The sequence below is a fragment of the Lelliottia sp. JS-SCA-14 genome (genome assembly GCF_035593345.1).
Lineage (GTDB): Bacteria > Pseudomonadota > Gammaproteobacteria > Enterobacterales > Enterobacteriaceae > Enterobacter > Enterobacter wanjuensis.
The window spans coordinates 299,896-317,764 of the sequence record NZ_CP141606.1 but is presented as its reverse complement, the minus strand read 5'-3'; the positions used below and the strand labels follow the sequence as shown (position 1 = coordinate 317,764).

The 17,869-nt window shown below is 57.3% G+C and carries 15 protein-coding genes; 4 read left to right on the top strand and 11 right to left on the bottom strand.

Translation table 11 applies throughout. From position 1 onward, the window contains the following. Positions 1–2 precede the first annotated feature (2 nt). Positions 3–893 carry a maltose ABC transporter permease MalG gene (gene malG, locus U9O48_RS01455; RefSeq protein WP_282494842.1) on the top strand — a complete coding sequence of 297 codons (891 nt, stop codon included), beginning with the start codon at positions 3–5 and terminating at the stop codon, positions 891–893. Between the two features lie 97 nt (positions 894–990). Here the strand turns inward: malG and psiE are convergent, their stop codons facing one another. From psiE to pgi, 6 genes are all read right to left on the bottom strand, one after another. Continuing rightward, on the bottom strand, positions 991–1,401 hold the full coding sequence (gene psiE, locus U9O48_RS01450; RefSeq protein WP_095280319.1) for a phosphate-starvation-inducible protein PsiE: 411 nt from the start codon (positions 1,399–1,401) through the stop codon (positions 991–993). A gap of 172 nt (positions 1,402–1,573) precedes the next feature. Next, positions 1,574–3,670, bottom strand: coding sequence for a YjbH domain-containing protein (locus tag U9O48_RS01445; protein WP_324723363.1), 2,097 nt, complete (start codon positions 3,668–3,670; stop codon positions 1,574–1,576). Continuing rightward, positions 3,670–4,407 carry a capsule biosynthesis GfcC D2 domain-containing protein gene (locus tag U9O48_RS01440; RefSeq protein ID WP_324723362.1) on the bottom strand — a complete coding sequence of 246 codons (738 nt, stop codon included), beginning with the start codon at positions 4,405–4,407 and terminating at the stop codon, positions 3,670–3,672. Before U9O48_RS01440 ends, U9O48_RS01445 begins: the two co-directional genes overlap by 1 nt. After that, entirely contained in the window at positions 4,404–5,042 is a 639-nt protein-coding gene (locus U9O48_RS01435; RefSeq protein ID WP_324723361.1) for a YjbF family lipoprotein, read from the bottom strand. Before U9O48_RS01435 ends, U9O48_RS01440 begins: the two co-directional genes overlap by 4 nt. Positions 5,043–5,104: 62 nt before the next feature. Further along, on the bottom strand, positions 5,105–5,347 hold the full coding sequence (gene yjbE / locus U9O48_RS01430; RefSeq protein ID WP_095280315.1) for an exopolysaccharide production protein YjbE: 243 nt from the start codon (positions 5,345–5,347) through the stop codon (positions 5,105–5,107). Between the two features lie 366 nt (positions 5,348–5,713). Beyond that, a complete protein-coding gene (pgi, locus tag U9O48_RS01425; RefSeq protein ID WP_285145898.1) occupies positions 5,714–7,363 on the bottom strand; it encodes a glucose-6-phosphate isomerase in 1,650 nt (549 codons plus the stop codon). A gap of 372 nt (positions 7,364–7,735) precedes the next feature. On the opposite strand from pgi, the gene lysC reads away from it, so the two are divergent. The 3 genes from lysC to U9O48_RS01410 all read left to right on the top strand — a co-directional run bounded on the left by lysC (position 7,736) and on the right by U9O48_RS01410 (position 10,461). After that, on the top strand, positions 7,736–9,085 hold the full coding sequence (lysC, locus tag U9O48_RS01420) for a lysine-sensitive aspartokinase 3 (RefSeq protein WP_282494847.1): 1,350 nt from the start codon (positions 7,736–7,738) through the stop codon (positions 9,083–9,085). 95 nt (positions 9,086–9,180) lie between these two features. Further along, complete coding sequence (gene panS / locus U9O48_RS01415) at positions 9,181–10,125, top strand: ketopantoate/pantoate/pantothenate transporter PanS (protein ID WP_282494848.1); 945 nt, start codon at positions 9,181–9,183, stop codon at positions 10,123–10,125. Between the two features lie 63 nt (positions 10,126–10,188). Continuing rightward, on the top strand, positions 10,189–10,461 hold the full coding sequence (locus U9O48_RS01410) for a DUF3811 domain-containing protein (protein ID WP_282494849.1): 273 nt from the start codon (positions 10,189–10,191) through the stop codon (positions 10,459–10,461). Position 10,462: 1 nt separating this feature from the next. Here U9O48_RS01410 and rluF read toward each other — a convergent pair whose 3' ends face one another. The 5 genes from rluF to metH form a co-directional block, all read right to left on the bottom strand. Continuing rightward, the gene (rluF, locus tag U9O48_RS01405) at positions 10,463–11,332 is read right to left on the bottom strand and encodes a 23S rRNA pseudouridine(2604) synthase RluF (RefSeq protein WP_285145897.1); all 870 of its coding nucleotides are present in this window, start codon (positions 11,330–11,332) and stop codon (positions 10,463–10,465) included. Positions 11,333–11,383: 51 nt separating this feature from the next. Then, entirely contained in the window at positions 11,384–11,722 is a 339-nt protein-coding gene (locus U9O48_RS01400) for a helix-turn-helix domain-containing protein (RefSeq protein WP_324723359.1), read from the bottom strand. Continuing rightward, complete coding sequence (locus U9O48_RS01395) at positions 11,712–12,074, bottom strand: type II toxin-antitoxin system RelE/ParE family toxin (protein ID WP_324723358.1); 363 nt, start codon at positions 12,072–12,074, stop codon at positions 11,712–11,714. Before U9O48_RS01395 ends, U9O48_RS01400 begins: the two co-directional genes overlap by 11 nt. Before the next feature lie 143 nt (positions 12,075–12,217). Continuing rightward, positions 12,218–13,849: a Na/Pi cotransporter family protein gene (locus U9O48_RS01390; protein WP_285145894.1), complete on the bottom strand. Its 1,632-nt coding sequence runs from the start codon at positions 13,847–13,849 to the stop codon at positions 12,218–12,220. 199 nt (positions 13,850–14,048) lie between these two features. Beyond that, positions 14,049–17,732 carry a methionine synthase gene (metH, locus tag U9O48_RS01385; RefSeq protein WP_324723357.1) on the bottom strand — a complete coding sequence of 1,228 codons (3,684 nt, stop codon included), beginning with the start codon at positions 17,730–17,732 and terminating at the stop codon, positions 14,049–14,051. Between the last annotated feature and the right edge of the window lie 137 nt (positions 17,733–17,869).

The window sequence follows — 17,869 nt, the reverse complement described above, 5'->3', positions numbered from 1 at the left end:
CTATGGCTATGGTACAACCCAAATCTCAGAAACTGCGCCTCCTGGTGACGCACTTAGGGCTGTTGATTTTTATCGCCGCCATCATGTTCCCGCTGCTGATGGTGATCGCCATCTCCCTGCGCGAAGGGAACTTCGCGACGGGCAGCCTGATCCCGGACCAGATCTCCTGGGAGCACTGGAAGCTGGCGCTGGGCTTTAGCGTCGAGCACGCCGACGGTCGCGTGACGCCGCCGCCGTTCCCGGTGCTGCTGTGGCTGTGGAACTCAATTAAAGTGGCCGGCATTACCGCCATCGGGATTGTGGCGCTCTCCACCACCTGCGCTTACGCCTTTGCCCGTATGCGTTTCCCGGGCAAGGCGACGCTGCTGAAAAGCATGCTGATTTTCCAGATGTTCCCGGCAGTGCTGTCACTCGTCGCGTTGTACGCCTTGTTTGACCGTCTCGGCCAGTACGTGCCGTTTATCGGTCTGAACACCCACGGCGGGGTGATTTTCGCCTACATGGGCGGGATCGCGCTGCACGTCTGGACGATTAAGGGCTATTTCGAAACCATCGACGGGTCGCTGGAAGAAGCGGCGGCGCTGGATGGGGCCACGCCGTGGCAGGCCTTCCGCCTGGTGCTGTTGCCGCTGTCGGTGCCGATTCTGGCGGTGGTCTTTATTCTGTCGTTCATCGCGGCCATTACCGAAGTCCCGGTCGCGTCGCTGCTGCTGCGTGATGTGAATAGCTACACGCTGGCCGTGGGTATGCAGCAATATCTCAACCCGCAAAACTACCTGTGGGGCGACTTTGCCGCAGCCGCTGTACTCTCTGCTATCCCGATCACCGTGGTGTTCCTGCTGGCTCAGCGCTGGCTGGTCAACGGCCTCACGGCGGGCGGTGTAAAAGGTTAAGTTTCATCGTGTTATGCCACTGCAACCCTCAACTTTGACGTAATGTATTGACCCTAACTTGTGACTGTTGTTTGGCGGCCCTCGGGCCGCCATTTTTTTATTCGCGTTTCAGCCGCTTAGAGTTGCACAGCCAGAGGGTAATGACCAACAGCAGGATCGCCGCCGAGTAGATCAGCACGTCGAGAGGAGACTTATGATCGACGATGATCAACCGCACTATCGCGGTGATGCCGATATAGACAAAGTAACGCAGCGGGAAGTGAAAGCCAGACTGAAAGTACTTCACAATCAGGGCGATAAATTCGAAGTAGAGAAAGTAGACCACCAGTCCTTCAACCAGCTCATATTTGCTGGTTTGTTCAGGGGCGAACAGCACATCCGCCAGATGTACCGTCTCTTTGCCGAGAAAGACCACCAGTATCAGGCCAAGGCTCAACAGACCGAGGCTCAGCACGGTCTGGAGGACCATTGAGATAAACTCAACGCGCGGGCGAGTCAGGGATGTCATACAGCACCTCATTCTCTGGAGCGAAGTACCTGTATAACGCAAAAATGTGACGGAGATCTATATTTTTTGTTTATGTTTTGTGCAAACCAGAACAATCGCCCGGTGGCGCTTCGCTTACCGGGCCTACATTCCCGTAGGCCGGATAAGCGCAGCGCCATCCGGCGAAACAGCCTTAACGGAAGTTAACCGACCGGTCGCTGGTCATATCGTACAGCTGGAACTTACGTCCAAGCTGCTGCCCACCGTCGCGCGTCAGCGGCGTCCAGCCGATCGCCGCGCGGCTGCGGGTCGGACCTGACGAGAAGAGATCCAGCGGAATCGAGACGTACACCCCTTTGGTGAAATCCCCTTCCCCGTACTCGTCCGGCGACACGTTGGTGATGGTCGCGTAGCCCCCCACCACCACGCCGCTGTCGAAGCGTTTGGCGATCTCCAGCGTACCGCCCTTATCGCCCGCCAGATACTGCCCGACGCTGGCTTTCACCAGCACGTCCTGGGCAAACGACGGCGTCCAGTAGGCGGTCAGGTGGCCGGTCTTCACGCTGTAATCGGTGAACTTCATCATGTCCTGCGCGCTACGCCAGTCACGCTGTTTCACATAGTTCGCATCCAGGCCGAACGCCCAGTTGCTGTCGACCGGACGATACAACACTTCCGCCCCCGCGCCGCCGTACATGGTTTCCAGATAGCCGCCGTAAACCTGGCCGTAGAAGCCGTTGCCGAGGTACTGGAAATAGTTGGCCTGCAGGTTATTCACGTACACATCGTTCTGCACATATTCACGCACGCGGGTACGCACGCGCGGCAGCTTCGAGTCGCTCGGCGGGTTGGTGTAGTTAAATTTGTCGTAGTTATTGGCGAGGTTGCCAAATACGCTGCCGGTGATCAGAAGGTGATCCGTCATCCACAGATCCGCCGTCGCCATCACGCCCAGCTGATACATGTAGAAGTTTTCCGGGCCGCCGACGGACTGGTTCAGGATCGGATCGATATGGAAATCGAAGCGCGATTTGTCGATATACCAGCCCTGCTCGGTGGTTTCCGGCACCACCGGTTCGATGCGTTTTTGCACCAGCTCCGTTTCGTGCCCCAGCGGCTCGCCTTCAAGATGACGCTTCAGGCTGGCGACATCCGTTTCCGTGGTCACCTGCGGCATGTTCAGACGGTTTTCCGTCACGCGGATCGTGCGGATCCCGTCCGGCAGATCGTTCATCACGATCCTATTCGCCCGTTCGATCCCTTCATGGGAATCGCGATATTTCACCTGCTCACCCGTGACATACAGCGTGTCACCTTTGGTCTGAATCTTCGGATCGGCGAGGCCCGCGTTGTATTTCAGTAACGTCAGCTGATTCGCCACCACCGAGTGCTGCAGGATCGCATCCTGCGGCTGCGGTCGATACGCCGGGCGCGAATTGTCGTTATAGGACGGACGCATATCGTTAAAGTTGGTGCGCAGGGTGACACCAAACATAAAGGTGTTCCCGCGCTCGTAGCTGAGGTTAACGTCGGCCCAATCGGTGACGCGGTAAATGGCGCCGACGTTAAACTTGCTCTTCTGTTCGAGCTTACCCGCAAAATCTTGCGTGTAGTTGTTGCCTTCGTACTCCAGCTTCAGACGCAGCGGTTGCCACGGCGTCTGGTATTCCACGCCGCCAAACAGCGAGGCCGGGCCGTGGAACATCTGGTCGCCGTTGACCGAACCGGCTTTCTGGTAGCTGTTATCGCGGTAGCAATATTTGTCGCTGTAGGAGCAGAACGGGTTTTTCACGTTGCCGCTGGTGCCGAGATATCCCCAGCCCATCCCAAGAGAAAAGTCGAACGGCCCCCAGGCTTTATTGGCGACGATGTATTCCGCATCAAACAGGCCGGTCCCGCCGATATCGCGCGCCCCGACGGAGACCTGCGGCATCCAGAAGCTCTCTTCCCACAGGCGCAGTTTGACGTCGAAGGCTTTGTCTTTGTAGGTCTGATCGCCCGAAAACGCCTCGACGCTGCTGTACTGTTTGGTGCGCACATCGGTGTAGCGCAGAGTGGTTTCGAGCCACGGGAAGAGCTGTACCGACGCGGAGTAGTAGCGGTACTGATCGTTATCGCGATAGTTGAGGCTGATTTCCCCCTCGCGCGCCATGCGTGCCGTGGGGGTTTGCATCAGCCCGACGCCGCCGAAGTCTGACTGCGACGGCCCGACGGGCGCGGGAAAGGTTTCGGCGTGGCAGGCGGCGCTGACGCAAAGCGCCAGCATGCTGTAGAGATAAGTTCTTTTCATTAATCCGGTATCCGATGCGTCAGGGAGTGAAGGATGTCGGAGTTCAGCCCGTCATACGCCTTCGTCCAGAAGTGATCGGCAAAGCCGACAAAAATCACGCTGCCCGGCATCGGCTCGATATGGCGTTTATTCCAGTACGCCACCGGGGCCTTTTGCGTGCGGCCATCGGGATAGACCACCCACGCATAGCTGCGATCGGCGCCGTCCAGCAGGCTTTGGTCGTCGAGATAACTCGCCAAATCGCGCCCCGGCGTAAATGGCTTTTTCCCCGGATGGCTGACCAGACCCATCACCGTGACGGTGGTCGGCTGCGGCGTGATCCACAGGCTGTACTCCCCTTTCAAAGTCGGATTGCCCTTCTCGGCCACGCGTACTTTGTCCGGGTCGAGATTCACCAGCTGACGTCCCGTGACCTGTATCGCCTGAAGCTGCTGGCGCACGGCGTTGATCGCCGCTGCCGTATCGCCCGTTTCCTGCTCTGCCAGACCCGTCAGCCGGGCCAGCAGCGCCTTGTGTTTCTGTTCGGCCACGACGCTTGCCTGACGCTCGCTGATTACTGCCCCCGGCCACCAGCTGTTCGCCAGACGCGGCTGCCCGACCAGATCGATCAGGTGTTCGGCGTTGGAGAGGGTTTTCGGCTCGTGACTCCCTGGGGTGTAGACCTTTACGGTCCCCGCAGACCAGGCAATCGGCGCTGTAAGCGTCAGAAGGAGTGCAGCAGAAGTGATAATTTTCATGGTTTCGCCGCCTTGATGAGGGTGGCTTTCACCGGGAAGAAGTTCGCGCCAAGGTATTGCAGGGACTGACGAATTTGCCCTTCGTCATCCACCCAGAAACGGTTATGCCAGCGGGCCTGGTCGGTCGTGACCTCTTCGTCAAGGATGCGAACCTGAGTCTGGTCGCTGCCCACGGTGACGGTGTCGGTGCCATCCCAGCGGAAAACGGAACGCGCGGTGGCGTAGCGCACCTGCTTGTGCTCCGTCCAGCCCATGGTGCGCGTCCAGCTTGCGCCGTCGACGATTTGATTCGGTTTGATCAACGGGTCTTGCGCGAGGTTGTTCACTTCAAGCAGGTTGTCGCCGCCGAGCAGGGTTTTCACGATACGCCCGTGCTGCGTCACGATGGTGGCCTGATCCTGCGTCACCCATTTCTGCTGCCCGTTTTCGGCGAAAGCGAGCACCACAAACAGCTGCGGCCCCTCGTTTAATTGCATGTACTGGCTGGCGTAGGGCATATTCTGGATATCGTCATCCGTCAGATGCACGCCCGGCGTGCCGAATACGCTGTCCCACAGTGAGTGTCCCAGCCCTTTGGTGGTGGCTGAGCACGCCTGCAACAGCAGGCAAAGCAGAATAATTGCAGGTCGCTTCACGACTCTTCTCCGAAGGGGTGAAATAACCACACCGAAGTGTGGTTATGGTAATACACCCGTGATTACTGAGTGCTTGTTGTCGTGGTGGTCGTGGTTCCGGTATTGGAGCCATCACCGCCACCGGTTGCCGCCAGAGCGACACCCACGGCCGAGCCTACGGTGCTGGTCGCGGTCGCGGTAGAACTCCCCGCTGACGCAGACGTCGCTGCCGAGCCTGCTGCTTCCCCGACCTGAACCGGAGCCGCATAGACAGACGTCGCCGCAAGCGCAGATATGGCAAAAATGCCATACAGTACTTTCTTCATAACAATTTCCCTTCAATGAATGAATGGAGATTTGCCCGAAAAGAAATTCAGGCGGATTCGAGTATACACAACTAAAGCAGACGGATTGCCGTGCGGGGAAATAGCGGGACGGTTTTAGGATAAATGGATGAAAGGAAATATCAGCGGAGGGAAAATATTAATCAAGACGTATAAATTCAACAAGTTATAATATAATAAAATATCAGCAAGGCTCCGTATTTTCCTAAAATGACCCTTAGTCATTAACAGGGTAATTGGCCTTTTCGGATTAACCTCAGAATAGAAATTTGCGCCAGGTAACGGACAACCGGAATTATCCGATAAAAAAATGCCGGCATTTCGCCGGCATTGTTCAGGGAATATTAATTATCCACGCCAGGATTTATAGCGATTAATCAGACCATTCGTTGAACTGTCATGGCTGTTAATATCTTTGTCATCACCCAGCTCTGGCAGAATGCGGTTCGCCAGCTGTTTGCCCAGCTCCACGCCCCACTGATCGAAGGTGAAGATATTCAGGATCGCGCCCTGAGTGAAGATTTTGTGCTCGTACAGGGCAATCAACGCACCCAGGCTGAACGGCGTGATTTCGCGCAGCAGGATGGAGTTGGTTGGGCGGTTGCCTTCGAAGACTTTGAACGGCACTACGTGGTCCAGCGTGGCCGGATCTTTACCCTGGTCACGATATTCCTGCTCAACCACGTCGCGGGCTTTACCAAACGCCAGGGCTTCGGTCTGCGCGAAGAAGTTAGACAGCAGTTTCTGGTGATGGTCGGACAGCGCGTTGTGAGTCTGCGCCGGCGCGATGAAATCACATGGGACCATTTTGGTGCCCTGGTGAATCAGCTGATAGAACGCGTGCTGACCGTTAGTGCCCGGCTCGCCCCAGATGATTGGGCCGGTCTGGTAATCCACGGCGTTGCCGTTACGGTCAACGTATTTGCCGTTGGATTCCATGTTGCCCTGCTGGAAGTACGCCGCGAAGCGGTGCATGTACTGGTCGTACGGCAGGATCGCTTCGGTTTCTGCGCCGAAGAAGTTGTTGTACCAGATACCGATCAGCGCCAGCAGCACCGGCAGGTTTTTTTCAGCCGGAGTGGTGGAGAAGTGCTTGTCCATCGCGTGCGCGCCGGAGAGCAGCTCAACGAAGTTGTCGTAACCTACGGACAGGATGATCGACAGACCAATCGCTGACCACAGGGAGTAACGACCGCCGACCCAGTCCCAGAACTCGAACATGTTTGCGGTGTCGATGCCGAACTCGCCCACGGCTTTACCGTTGGTGGAGAGCGCCGCGAAGTGTTTGGCGACGTGTTGGTTATCGCCCGCCGTTGCCAGGAACCAGTCGCGCGCGCTGTGGGCGTTGGTCATGGTCTCTTGCGTGGTGAAGGTTTTAGAGGCGACCAGGAACAGGGTGGTTTCCGGGTTCACTTTTTTCAGCACTTCGGCGATGTGGGTGCCATCGACGTTGGAAACGAAGTGCATGTTCAGATGATTTTTGTACGGACGCAGCGCTTCGGTCACCATGAACGGGCCGAGGTCAGAGCCGCCGATACCGATGTTCACGACGTCGGTGATCGCTTTACCGGTGTAGCCTTTCCAGCTGCCGGAGATAATGGCTTCGGAGAAGGTTTTCATCTTCTCGAGCACCGCGTTCACTTCCGGCATCACATCTTTGCCGTCGACGATAATCGGAGTATTGCTACGGTTACGCAGCGCGACATGCAGGACAGCGCGGTCTTCGGTGCGGTTGATCTTCTCGCCGGAGAACATGGACTTGATGGCCCCTGCCAGATCGGTCTCTTTCGCCAGATCCTGCAGTTTTGCCAGCGTCTCTTCGGTGATGCGGTTTTTGGAGAAGTCCACCAGCATCTGATCGTCGAAGGTGGCGGAGAATTTGCTGAAACGGTCGCCGTCTTTCGCGAACAGGTCCGCGATGGTGACGTCTTTCATTTCGTCGAAGTGTTTTTGTAGTGCCTGCCAGGCAGAAGTCTGCGTTGGATTGATGTTTTTCATTAGCAATACTCTTGTGATTTGAGAATTGTGACTGCGGTCGATTGTAGCGCCTGCGCGCAGAAATTGTGATGGTTTTTATGCCATTGCCCTGGTCTGCATCAAACGGGCGTGAAAAGTCCCAAAAGTATAGTCGCTACAGCCAGCCCTATCGCGGTGGAATGTCCTTCAGATCGCCGTAAAACGAGGGATAAAATAATGGCTTGTTATTAGTCCTGTTACTGAGGGGTACCCCCCCATGAAAAATCCGCATAATCCCAGCGTTGACAGGACTCCCCCCGCATTTTATTTATAGGGCGGTATTTGCGCCTGCACCTGTCATCGTTTCGTTCTTGTGCCAAGGTCGCTTTATTCTTTCCCTGACACGAGGATGTTATGACGAGTTTTGTTGTCGCCAAATTTGGCGGTACCAGTGTGGCCGATTACGACGCCATGAACCGCAGCGCCGACGTGGTGCTGGCCGATCCGACGACCCGCCTGGTGGTGCTTTCTGCCTCGGCTGGCGTGACCAATCTGCTGGTGGCCCTGTCAGAAGGACTGGAAGCGACCGAGCGCTTTGTGAAGCTCGACGCGCTGCGCAAAATTCAGTTCGATATCCTCGAGCGCATGAAGAACCCTCAGGTGATTCGCGAGGAAGTTGAACGTCTGCTGGAAAATATCACCACCCTGGCGGAAGCGGCCTCTCTGGCGACGTCTACCGCGCTGACCGACGAACTGGTGAGCCACGGCGAGCTGATGTCCACCCTGCTGTTCGTTGAGATCCTGCGTGAGCGCGACGTGCTGGCGCAGTGGTTTGACGTGCGTAAAATCATGCGCACCAGCGACCGCTTTGGCCGCGCCGAACCGGACGTGGCGACCCTTTCCGAGTTGTCGAAACAACAGCTGGCCCCGCGCCTGGCCGAAGGGATTGTCATCACCCAGGGCTTTATCGGTAGCGAAGCCAAAGGCCGTACCACCACTCTGGGCCGCGGCGGCAGTGACTACACCGCTGCCCTGCTGGGCGAGGCGCTGTACGCCACCCGTGTGGATATCTGGACCGACGTCCCTGGCATCTACACCACCGATCCGCGCGTAGTACCTGCCGCAAAACGTATTGATGTGATTGCCTTTGAAGAGGCTGCCGAAATGGCGACCTTCGGCGCGAAAGTGCTGCATCCGGCGACTCTGCTGCCTGCCGTGCGCAGCGATATTCCTGTCTTTGTCGGCTCGAGCAAAGATCCAAAAGCAGGCGGGACGCTGGTGTGTAAAAGCACCGAAAATCCACCGCTGTTCCGCGCTCTGGCCCTGCGTCGTAAGCAAACCCTGGTCACCCTGCACAGCCTGAACATGCTGCACTCCCGCGGTTTCCTCGCGGAAGTGTTCGGGATTCTGGCGCGCCACAATATCTCGGTGGATCTGATTACCACCTCTGAAGTGAGCATTGCGCTGACGCTGGACACCACCGGCTCGACGTCGACGGGCGATACCCTGCTGACGCAATCCCTGCTGATGGAGCTGTCTGCCCTGTGCCGCGTTGAAGTCGAAGAGAACCTGGCCCTGGTGGCGATTATCGGCAACCAGCTGTCACGCGCCTGCGGCGTGGGCAAAGAGGTCTTTGGCGTGCTGGATCCGTTCAACATCCGCATGATTTGCTACGGCGCCTCCAGCTACAACCTCTGCTTCCTGGTCCCGGGCCACGAAGCCGAGCAGGTCGTGCAGAAACTTCACCATAATTTGTTTGAATAAAATTCCTTAGCACGATAAACAATACCAATAGCCGGGCTCGAACCCGGCTTTTTTATAACTAAATAACACAACGACAATACTGCAAGGAATTCACTATGTTATCCGCAATCACGCGGCTGTTCCCGCTCTGGGCGCTGCTGCTCTCTGTTCTCGCCTATTACACGCCATCGACCTTTACCCCCGTCGGCCCGTGGGTCACGACGCTACTGATGCTGATCATGCTCGGCATGGGCGTGCATCTGAAAATCGACGATTTTAAGCGCGTGCTGTCACGCCCTGCTCCGGTCGCAGCGGGGATTTTCCTGCACTACCTGGTGATGCCGCTGGCAGCCTGGCTGCTGGCGATGGCCTTTAAAATGCCGCCGGATTTATCTGCCGGGATGGTGCTGGTGGGCAGCGTTGCCAGCGGTACGGCGTCGAATGTGATGATCTATCTGGCGAAGGGCGACGTGGCGCTATCGGTGACCATCTCGTCGGTCTCAACGCTGGTGGGGGTGATCGCCACGCCGCTGCTGACGCGTCTGTATGTGGATGCGCATATTCAGGTGGATGTAATGGGCATGCTGCTGTCGATCCTGCAAATCGTGGTGATTCCGATTGCGCTCGGTCTGGTGATTCATCACCTGTTCCCGCGCGTCGTGAAAGCCGTGGAGCCTTACCTGCCTGCGTTTTCAATGGTCTGCATCCTGGCGATCATCAGCGCCGTGGTTGCCGGGTCGGCATCGCATATTGCGTCGGTCGGTTTTGTGGTGATAATCGCGGTGATTCTGCATAACACCATCGGGCTGCTGGGCGGTTACTGGGGCGGGAAGCTGTTTGGCTTTGATGAATCGACCTGCCGCACGCTGGCGATCGAAGTGGGGATGCAGAACTCCGGCCTCGCGGCGGCGCTCGGTAAGATCTACTTCTCTCCGCTGGCGGCGCTGCCTGGCGCATTGTTCTCGGTCTGGCATAACCTGTCCGGCTCGCTGCTGGCGGGCTACTGGTCAGGAAAACCGATTGAAGCGCAGCCGAAAAAAGAAGTGGTGAAAGAAAACTAATTCACTTCGCGCAAACCGCGGCTTGCTTTACACTGAAGCCTCTACTCTCAAGAGGCTTCAGGTATGTCCACACCGAGATTGACCCAGAAAGACATGACGGAAAGCGAGCAGCGCGAGCTGAAAACCCTGCTCGATCGCGCACGGATTGCACATGGTCGTACTCTGACAAACGCTGAAACCAATCAGGTGAAAAAAGAGTACATCGACAAGCTGATGGCCGAGCGTGAAGTCGAAGCGAAGAAAGCCCGCAAACTCAAAAAAGCGCAGGCTTATAAGCCAGATAAGGAATCCACATTTTCGTGGACTGCCAATACTTCACCCCGTGGAAGGCGCTAATTTAGCGCCCTTTCTTTTTACGGCCTGGCTGTACGAAGCGTTTTCCGGCAGGTTTGTTGCGCTCTTTTTCTGCGGATTTCGGCGCGCTGACCACAGGCCGTTTTATCCCCTGGCTTTTCGGTTTCGCTTTGGCTTTCGGCTTAGCCTCGGAAGATGACCCTTCAATCAGCTTAAACAGCTCAATCAGTTCATCCCCGGTCAGATCGCGCCACTCGCCCTGCGGAATACCGGCGACGCTGACGTTCATAATGCGCGTACGCTCAAGCTTCGTGACCTCAAAACCAAAATGCTCGCACATACGGCGGATTTGACGGTTTAAGCCCTGCACCAGGGTAATGCGGAACGTGAACGGTGCCTCTTTTTTGACTTTGCACTTCTTGGTGACGGTCCCGAGAATCGGCACGCCCGCGCCCATCCCGCGAATAAAATCATCCGTCACCGGCTTGTTGACCGTAACCAGATACTCTTTCTCATGATCGTTACCGGCACGCAGGATTTTGTTCACCAGATCGCCATGGTTGGTGAGGAAAATCAGCCCCTGCGAATCTTTGTCCAGACGCCCAATCGGGAAGATGCGGCTGCTGTGGTTGACGAAATCAACGATGTTATCCCGCTCGCCATCTTCCGTGGTGCTGACAATCCCCACCGGTTTGTTCAACGCGATAAACACCAGGTCTTCTTCGTCCCGGGGCTCTATGAGCTGGCCATTCACTTTCACCACGTCGCCGGGCACCACCTGATCGCCAATGGTGGCGCGTTTGCCATTGAGGAAGACGTTGCCTTGCTCGATGTAACGGTCAGCCTCGCGACGCGAGCAGATTCCGCTCTCGCTAATGTATTTGTTTAATCGGGTTGATTGGGTGGGCAGCATAATTTCTCCTTAATGGGCGAAATATACCTTAGGTTTGGGCTGGTAAAAAGATTAGCCGACGGTAACTGAGACAGGTTTTCCCAGTTTGCTCAGCATCATCACAAGCGTGTCGAGGGTAAACTTGCTGGTTTTGAGATTCACCACATCGGATACACGCGGGCGAGAGACGTTAAGTCTCGCCGCTGCATCTGCCTGCCGCATTTTATTATCTGAAATCCAGCTGGAGATCTCTTGCATCAGTTGGCGCTTGATCAGCAAAAGCTGTTCGACCTCCTTTTCGGCATCCAGCTTCAGGTATTTCGCTTCACTTTCCTCAAACCCCAGATCGGCAAAAATGTTGGCATCCGCCCCCGTGACATGACGAATATTGCAATCAACGTTATTCTTCATTTCGATTCCTCATTTCATCGAGCGCCGCCTGATAACGGGCTTTTGCAATTCGTATATCCTGTTCGGAAGTTCGCTGCGTTTTTTTCACAAAGCAATGCAGCACGTACACAGCATCGTCAAAACGGGCCAGATAAATGATCCGCCAGGCACCCGTCGCTCCATGAAGCCTGATCTCAGCGACGCCTCTGCCTATCTCTGACATCGGTTTCCAGTCAGCAGCCTCCAGGCCCGCCTGTAACCGATGCAGCTGATACCCGGCGTCTTTACGGATTTCCTCCGGGAAACCGAGCAAATCATCAAGCGCGCTTCCCATCCATGCGACAGGACGCATCGTTGGTTTTTCTAATAACATAACACATCCCTGTATAAAATTTTATACATCACTAATGACAAAACGTTGCAGCGCAGATTTACCAATCACCTGCGTTGCAACGTTAAATGTGAAGTGGGATTGCGTCACGCCCGACAGCAGGAAACTGCGAGGCGCTTTCAGAACTAATACTCATCCCTCTCATCATCTTCATCCGGCTGTTCCATCACGCTGTAGGCCACCGAGCAGAACAGGGAGTTGAGACGCTTCATATCGCCGAGCAGCCCCAGGTGCAGGGAGCTGGTTTCGATACTTTGCACGTTCTGCTGATGCAGGCGGTCAACGTGGGCGTGAGAGTAACGTCGGTTGAGAATGCGGAAGCGGTGCTTGTTGCGGCGCAGACGGCGGGCGCTCGGCACATCGCCGGAGAAGAAGACCGACATCGCCAGCTGCAGGTTGCTGAGAAGCTGATCGTGCAACGCATCCAGCTCAGTCACCCCCTCGAGGGAGAATGCCCGGCGGGCGGCCAGGGATTTATCGGCGATTTCACTCCCCATACGCTCGACGATATCGGAGGCCTGCTCCAGGTTAAGAGACATCTCGATAATCTCTGCCCAGCGGCGGGACTCCTCTTCCGCCAGCTCATCCTGCGGCATGCGCGCCAGGTAGAGTTTGATGGCGGTGTAGAGCACGTTGATATCGTCGGCCAGTTTGCGCAGCTCTTTCTCTTCGCGCGGCTCGCCGTGCATCACCTTCTTCAGGCCATCCAGCATGGTCTCCATCGCGTCGCCCATGCGCAGGGTCTCACGCGCGGCATTGGCCAGCGCCAGCGCCGGGGTATCCAGCGCCGAGGTGTCGAGATGCTTCGGTTTCAGACGAGCGTCCAGTTCGGGTTCATCGCGGATCATGCGCTTACAGAACCGCGCCATCGGCCCGGCAAACGGCACCATCGCCAGGCAGCGCACCAGGTTGTAGAAGACGTGGAAATAGATCACCAGCTCGGCTTTCGGCAGCGGCAGGTTATCCATCAGGTTCGCCAGGGGATGGACAAACGGCAGGATGATCAGGCTGCCCACCAGCTTGAAGAGTAAACTCCCGAGCGCCACGCGGCGGGCGGCGGCATTCGCGCCGCTGTTGTTGAGCATCGCCAGCAGGCCAGAGCCGAGATTCGCGCCGATCACCAGGCACAGCGCGACCGGGAAGGAGATCGCCCCGGCGGTGGTCAGCGTCGCGGTGAGCAGCACCGCCGCCAGGCTGGAGTAACTGATGATGGCAAACACCGCGCCGATCAGCGCGTCGAGCATGATATCGCCCGTGAGCGAGGCGAAAATCACCTGTACACCGTTGGCCTGAGTGATCGGCGTGACCGCCTGGACAATCAGCTCCAGCGCCAGCAGGATCAGCCCGAGGCCAATCCCGACGCGGCCCAGTTGCCCTTCGCGGGTCTGCTTGCGGCCGAGGAAGAAGATCACGCCGATGAAAATCAGCAGCGGCGAGAGCCAGGAGAGATCGAAGGTCAGGATTCGCGCCATCAGCGCGGTCCCGACGTCTGCGCCGAGCACAATCACCAGCGCCGGAGTGAGCGCCACCAGGTCCTGCGCCACGAACGAGGTGACGAGCATGGTGGTGGCGTTACTGCTTTGTACGAGGGCTGTGACGCCGATCCCCGCGCAGAAGGCGAGCGGCTTCTTCTCAACGCTGCGGCTGAGGACGGTGCGTAAGCGTGCGCCAAAGACGCGCATCACGCCGGTACGGACAATGTGCGTGCCCCAGACCAGCAGGGCGACGGCCGATAGCAGGTGTAACAATGTCAGCACGGAAGTGGGTTCTCCTTATTGTTGTCGGTTATCCTTTGGCTTCTTTGCCGGGCGGCACTGCGTTTGCCCGGCCTACGGTCTTTTGTAGGCCCGGTAAGCGAAGCGCCACCGGGCTGAGTTTTTTAAGTATAAGAGTTATTGCGACAGAAAGAGACAGGGCGCCCGATGAGCGCCCTGTTAGTTGTAAGGAAAAGTGAAATTAATCCGCGTCGTAGCCCAGATTCGGGGCCAGCCAGCGTTCCACTTCGGAGACGCTCATCCCCTTACGCAGCGCATAGTCTTCCACCTGATCGCGCTGGATTTGCGCCACGGCGTAATATTTGCTGTCAGGGTGGCTAAAATACCAGCCCGAAACGGACGCGCCCGGCCACATGGCGTAGGATTCCGTCAGTTTCATCCCGGTGTGGGTTTCCACATCCAAAAGCTGCCAGATGGTGCCCTTTTCCGTGTGTTCCGGACAGGCCGGATAGCCTGGTGCCGGACGGATACCCTGATAGTTTTCGCGGATCAGCTCCTCGTTGCTGAGGTTCTCATTCGCCGCGTAACCCCAGTGAACTTTACGCACCCGCTCATGCAGGTATTCCGCGAAGGCTTCCGCCAGACGATCGGCGAGAGCTTTCAGCATGATTTTGTTGTAATCATCGTGCTGCGCTTCATACGCGTCAGCGAGCGCATCCTCTTCCAGCCCACCGGTCACGGCGAACGCGCCGATGTAGTCCGCTTTGCCGCTGAGTTTTGGCGCGACGAAATCGGCCAGGCAGTAGTTGGCAAAACCGACTTTCTCGGTCTGCTGGCGCAGATGACGGCTCACCGCCAGCACGTTGGTGCGGGTTTCATCGCGATAAATTTCGATGTCATCCCCAACGCGGTTCGCCGGAAACAGGCCGACGACGCCCCGCGGATTGAGGCTCTTCTCGGCACTCAACTGGTCGAGCAAATCGTTGGCATCTTTGAACAGGCGCTGCGCCTCTTCGCCGACCACTTCATCCTCAAGAATGCGCGGATATTTCCCCGCCAGAGACCAGGTCATAAAGAACGGCGTCCAGTCGATGTAATTGCGCAGGGTTTCGATATTCGCGGTCACCTCCTGCACACCCAGACGGTGCGCCACCGGCGGCGTGTAGCTCGCCCAGTCGAAGGCCAGATCGTTTTCGCGTGCCGCAGCCAATGTCACCGGCGGAGTGCGCGGTTTTTTGCGGGCGTGCTGGATGCGAACGGTGTCGTACTCTTTGCGGGTTCTGGCGACAAAATCGTCGTGCTGCGTCGCAGAAAGCAGGGCTGACACCACGCCCACCGTACGTGACGCGTTCTGCACGTAGACCGTCGGCCCGCTGTAGTTTTGCTCGATTTTCACCGCTGTGTGCGCTTTCGAGGTGGTCGCGCCGCCAATCAGCAGCGGAATGGTAAAGCCCTGGCGCTCCATCTCTTTCGCCACGTTGACCATTTCGTCCAGCGACGGGGTGATCAGCCCGGAGAGGCCGATCAGATCCGCGTTCACTTCACGCGCGGTTTTGAGGATTTTGTCTGCCGGGACCATCACGCCCAGGTCGATGATTTCGTAGTTATTGCACTGCAGCACCACGCCGACGATATTTTTGCCGATGTCGTGCACGTCACCTTTGACGGTCGCGATCACCATCTTGCCGTTGGTCTGGCCTTTCTCTTTGCTGGCCTCAATGTAGGGTTCGAGATAGGCCACCGCCTGCTTCATCACGCGCGCGGATTTCACCACCTGCGGCAGGAACATTTTGCCCTCGCCGAATAGGTCGCCGACCACGTTCATGCCGTCCATCAGCGGGCCTTCGATCACCTCAATCGGGCGCGTCGAGAGCTGGCGAGCCTCTTCCGTATCCAGCTCGATAAACTCGGTGATGCCTTTGACCAGCGAGTATTCCAGACGCTTTTTCACATCCCAGGCGCGCCATTCAGCCTGCTGAACTTTTACGCTTTCATCGCTTTTGCTGCCGCGATATTTCTCCGCCAGATCCAGCATGCGTTCGGTGGAGTCGTCGCGGCGGTTAAGGATCACGTCTTCCATGGCGTCGCGCAGTTCGGCGGGCAGGTCGTCGTAAATCGCCAGCTGTCCGGCGTTGACGATCCCCATGTCCATGCCGTTGCGGATGGCGTAGTAAAGGAACACGGCGTGGATGGCTTCACGGACCGGGTCGTTACCGCGGAACGAGAATGAGACGTTCGAGACGCCGCCGGAAATCAGGGCGTGCGGCAGCTCGCGTTTGATGTCTTCGCACGCGCCGATAAAGTCCTGCGCGTAGTTGTTATGCTCTTCAATCCCGGTCGCGACGGCGAAGATATTGGGGTCGAAAATGATGTCTTCGGGCGGGAAACCGACCTCTTCGGTCAGGATCTTGTACGCCCGCCGGCAAATCTCAATCTTGCGCTCGCGGGTATCGGCCTGGCCGACTTCGTCGAATGCCATCACCACCACGGCGGCGCCATAGCGACGCACCAGTTTGGCGTGGTGGATAAACGGCTCGATCCCCTCTTTCATTGAGATCGAGTTGACGATGCCTTTGCCCTGAATGCACTTCAGCCCTTTCTCGATAACCTCCCACTTAGAGGAGTCGATCATGATCGGCACGCGGGCAATGTCCGGCTCACCGGCAATCAGATTCAGGAACCGCACCATCGCCGCTTCGGCGTCGAGCATCCCTTCATCCATGTTGATGTCGATGATCTGCGCGCCGCTTTCCACCTGCTGGCGGGCAACGTCCAGCGCTTCGCTGTATTTCTCTTCTTTGATCAGGCGCTTGAATTTGGCGGAACCGGTGACGTTGGTACGTTCACCGACGTTCACGAACAGGCTGTCATCGGCAATGGTCAGCGGCTCAAGACCGGCCAGACGACAGGCGACCGGAAGCGTCGGCAACTGGCGCGGCGCTAAGCCGGCCACCGCGTTGCTCATGGCGGCGATGTGTTCCGGCGTGGTACCGCAGCAGCCGCCGACGATATTCAGAAAGCCCGACTCGGCCCACTCGCGGATCTGCGCGGCCATGGTCGTCGCATCGAGGTCGTATTCGCCAAAGGCGTTCGGCAAACCGGCGTTCGGGTGTGCGGTGACATAGCACTCGGCGATGCGCGAAAGTTCCTGCACATACTGACGCAGTTCGTCCGGACCGAGGGCGCAGTTCAGGCCGAAGGTCAGCGCATCGGCGTGACGCAGGGAGTTGTAAAAGGCTTCCGTCGTCTGGCCCGAAAGGGTACGTCCGGAGGCATCCGTGATGGTGCCGGAGATCATGATCGGCAAGTCGACACCCAGCGCTTCCATCTCTTCCTTCACCGCAAAGATCGCGGCCTTGGCGTTGAGGGTGTCGAATACCGTCTCGATCATGATCAGATCGGAACCGCCTTCCACCAGCGCTTTGGTCGATTCACGATAGGCAGCCACCAGTTGGTCGAAGGTGACGTTGCGGTAGGCTGGATCGTTGACGTCCGGTGAAATCGAGGCGGTACGGTTAGTCGGGCCAAGCACCCCGGCCACGTAGCGCGGTTTTTCCGGCGTGCGGGCAGTCCACGCATCGGCGCAGGCGCGCGCCAGTCGGGCGGCCTCAAAGTTGATTTCCGCCGACAGGGATTCCATCTGGTAATCCGCCATGGCGATGGTTGTCGAGTTGAAGGTATTGGTTTCAACGATGTCCGCGCCCGCCTCGAAATAGGCGTTATGAATCGCCGCGATGACATCCGGCTTACTTAGCACCAGCAGGTCATTGTTGCCTTTCAGGTCACAGGGCCAGTCGGCGAAACGCTCACCGCGGAAATCGTCTTCACTGAGACGATAGCTCTGGATCATGGTGCCCATGCCGCCGTCCAGCACCAGAATTCGTTCATTTAACTGCGCACGCAGTTGATCTACTTTGCTGCTCACACTCGCTCCCGACAACGCTCAACAAGGCCAAAAGGCTGCGATCCATACTGGCATAATCTCGCAGGAGGGAGAAGTCACGCAGCGTTAACATGAGACATGTTCACTATCACTCCTCCGATCAGTCAGGATAACGGTTG

Excerpts from the sequence above, each read along its gene's own strand:
- malG (WP_282494842.1), top strand. The coding sequence starts at position 3 with ATGGCTATGGTACAACCCAAATCTCAGAAACTGCGCCTCCTGGTGACG.
- lysC (WP_282494847.1), top strand. The coding sequence starts at position 7,736 with ATGACGAGTTTTGTTGTCGCCAAATTTGGCGGTACCAGTGTGGCCGAT.
- U9O48_RS01400 (WP_324723359.1), bottom strand. The coding sequence starts at position 11,722 with ATGAAGAATAACGTTGATTGCAATATTCGTCATGTCACGGGGGCGGAT.
- psiE (WP_095280319.1), bottom strand. The coding sequence starts at position 1,401 with ATGACATCCCTGACTCGCCCGCGCGTTGAGTTTATCTCAATGGTCCTC.
- pgi (WP_285145898.1), bottom strand. The coding sequence starts at position 7,363 with ATGAAAAACATCAATCCAACGCAGACTTCTGCCTGGCAGGCACTACAA.
- yjbE (WP_095280315.1), bottom strand. The coding sequence starts at position 5,347 with ATGAAGAAAGTACTGTATGGCATTTTTGCCATATCTGCGCTTGCGGCG.
- U9O48_RS01395 (WP_324723358.1), bottom strand. The coding sequence starts at position 12,074 with ATGTTATTAGAAAAACCAACGATGCGTCCTGTCGCATGGATGGGAAGC.
- rluF (WP_285145897.1), bottom strand. The coding sequence starts at position 11,332 with ATGCTGCCCACCCAATCAACCCGATTAAACAAATACATTAGCGAGAGC.
- U9O48_RS01410 (WP_282494849.1), top strand. The coding sequence starts at position 10,189 with ATGTCCACACCGAGATTGACCCAGAAAGACATGACGGAAAGCGAGCAG.
- panS (WP_282494848.1), top strand. The coding sequence starts at position 9,181 with ATGTTATCCGCAATCACGCGGCTGTTCCCGCTCTGGGCGCTGCTGCTC.
- U9O48_RS01440 (WP_324723362.1), bottom strand. The coding sequence starts at position 4,407 with ATGAAAATTATCACTTCTGCTGCACTCCTTCTGACGCTTACAGCGCCG.
- U9O48_RS01445 (WP_324723363.1), bottom strand. The coding sequence starts at position 3,670 with ATGAAAAGAACTTATCTCTACAGCATGCTGGCGCTTTGCGTCAGCGCC.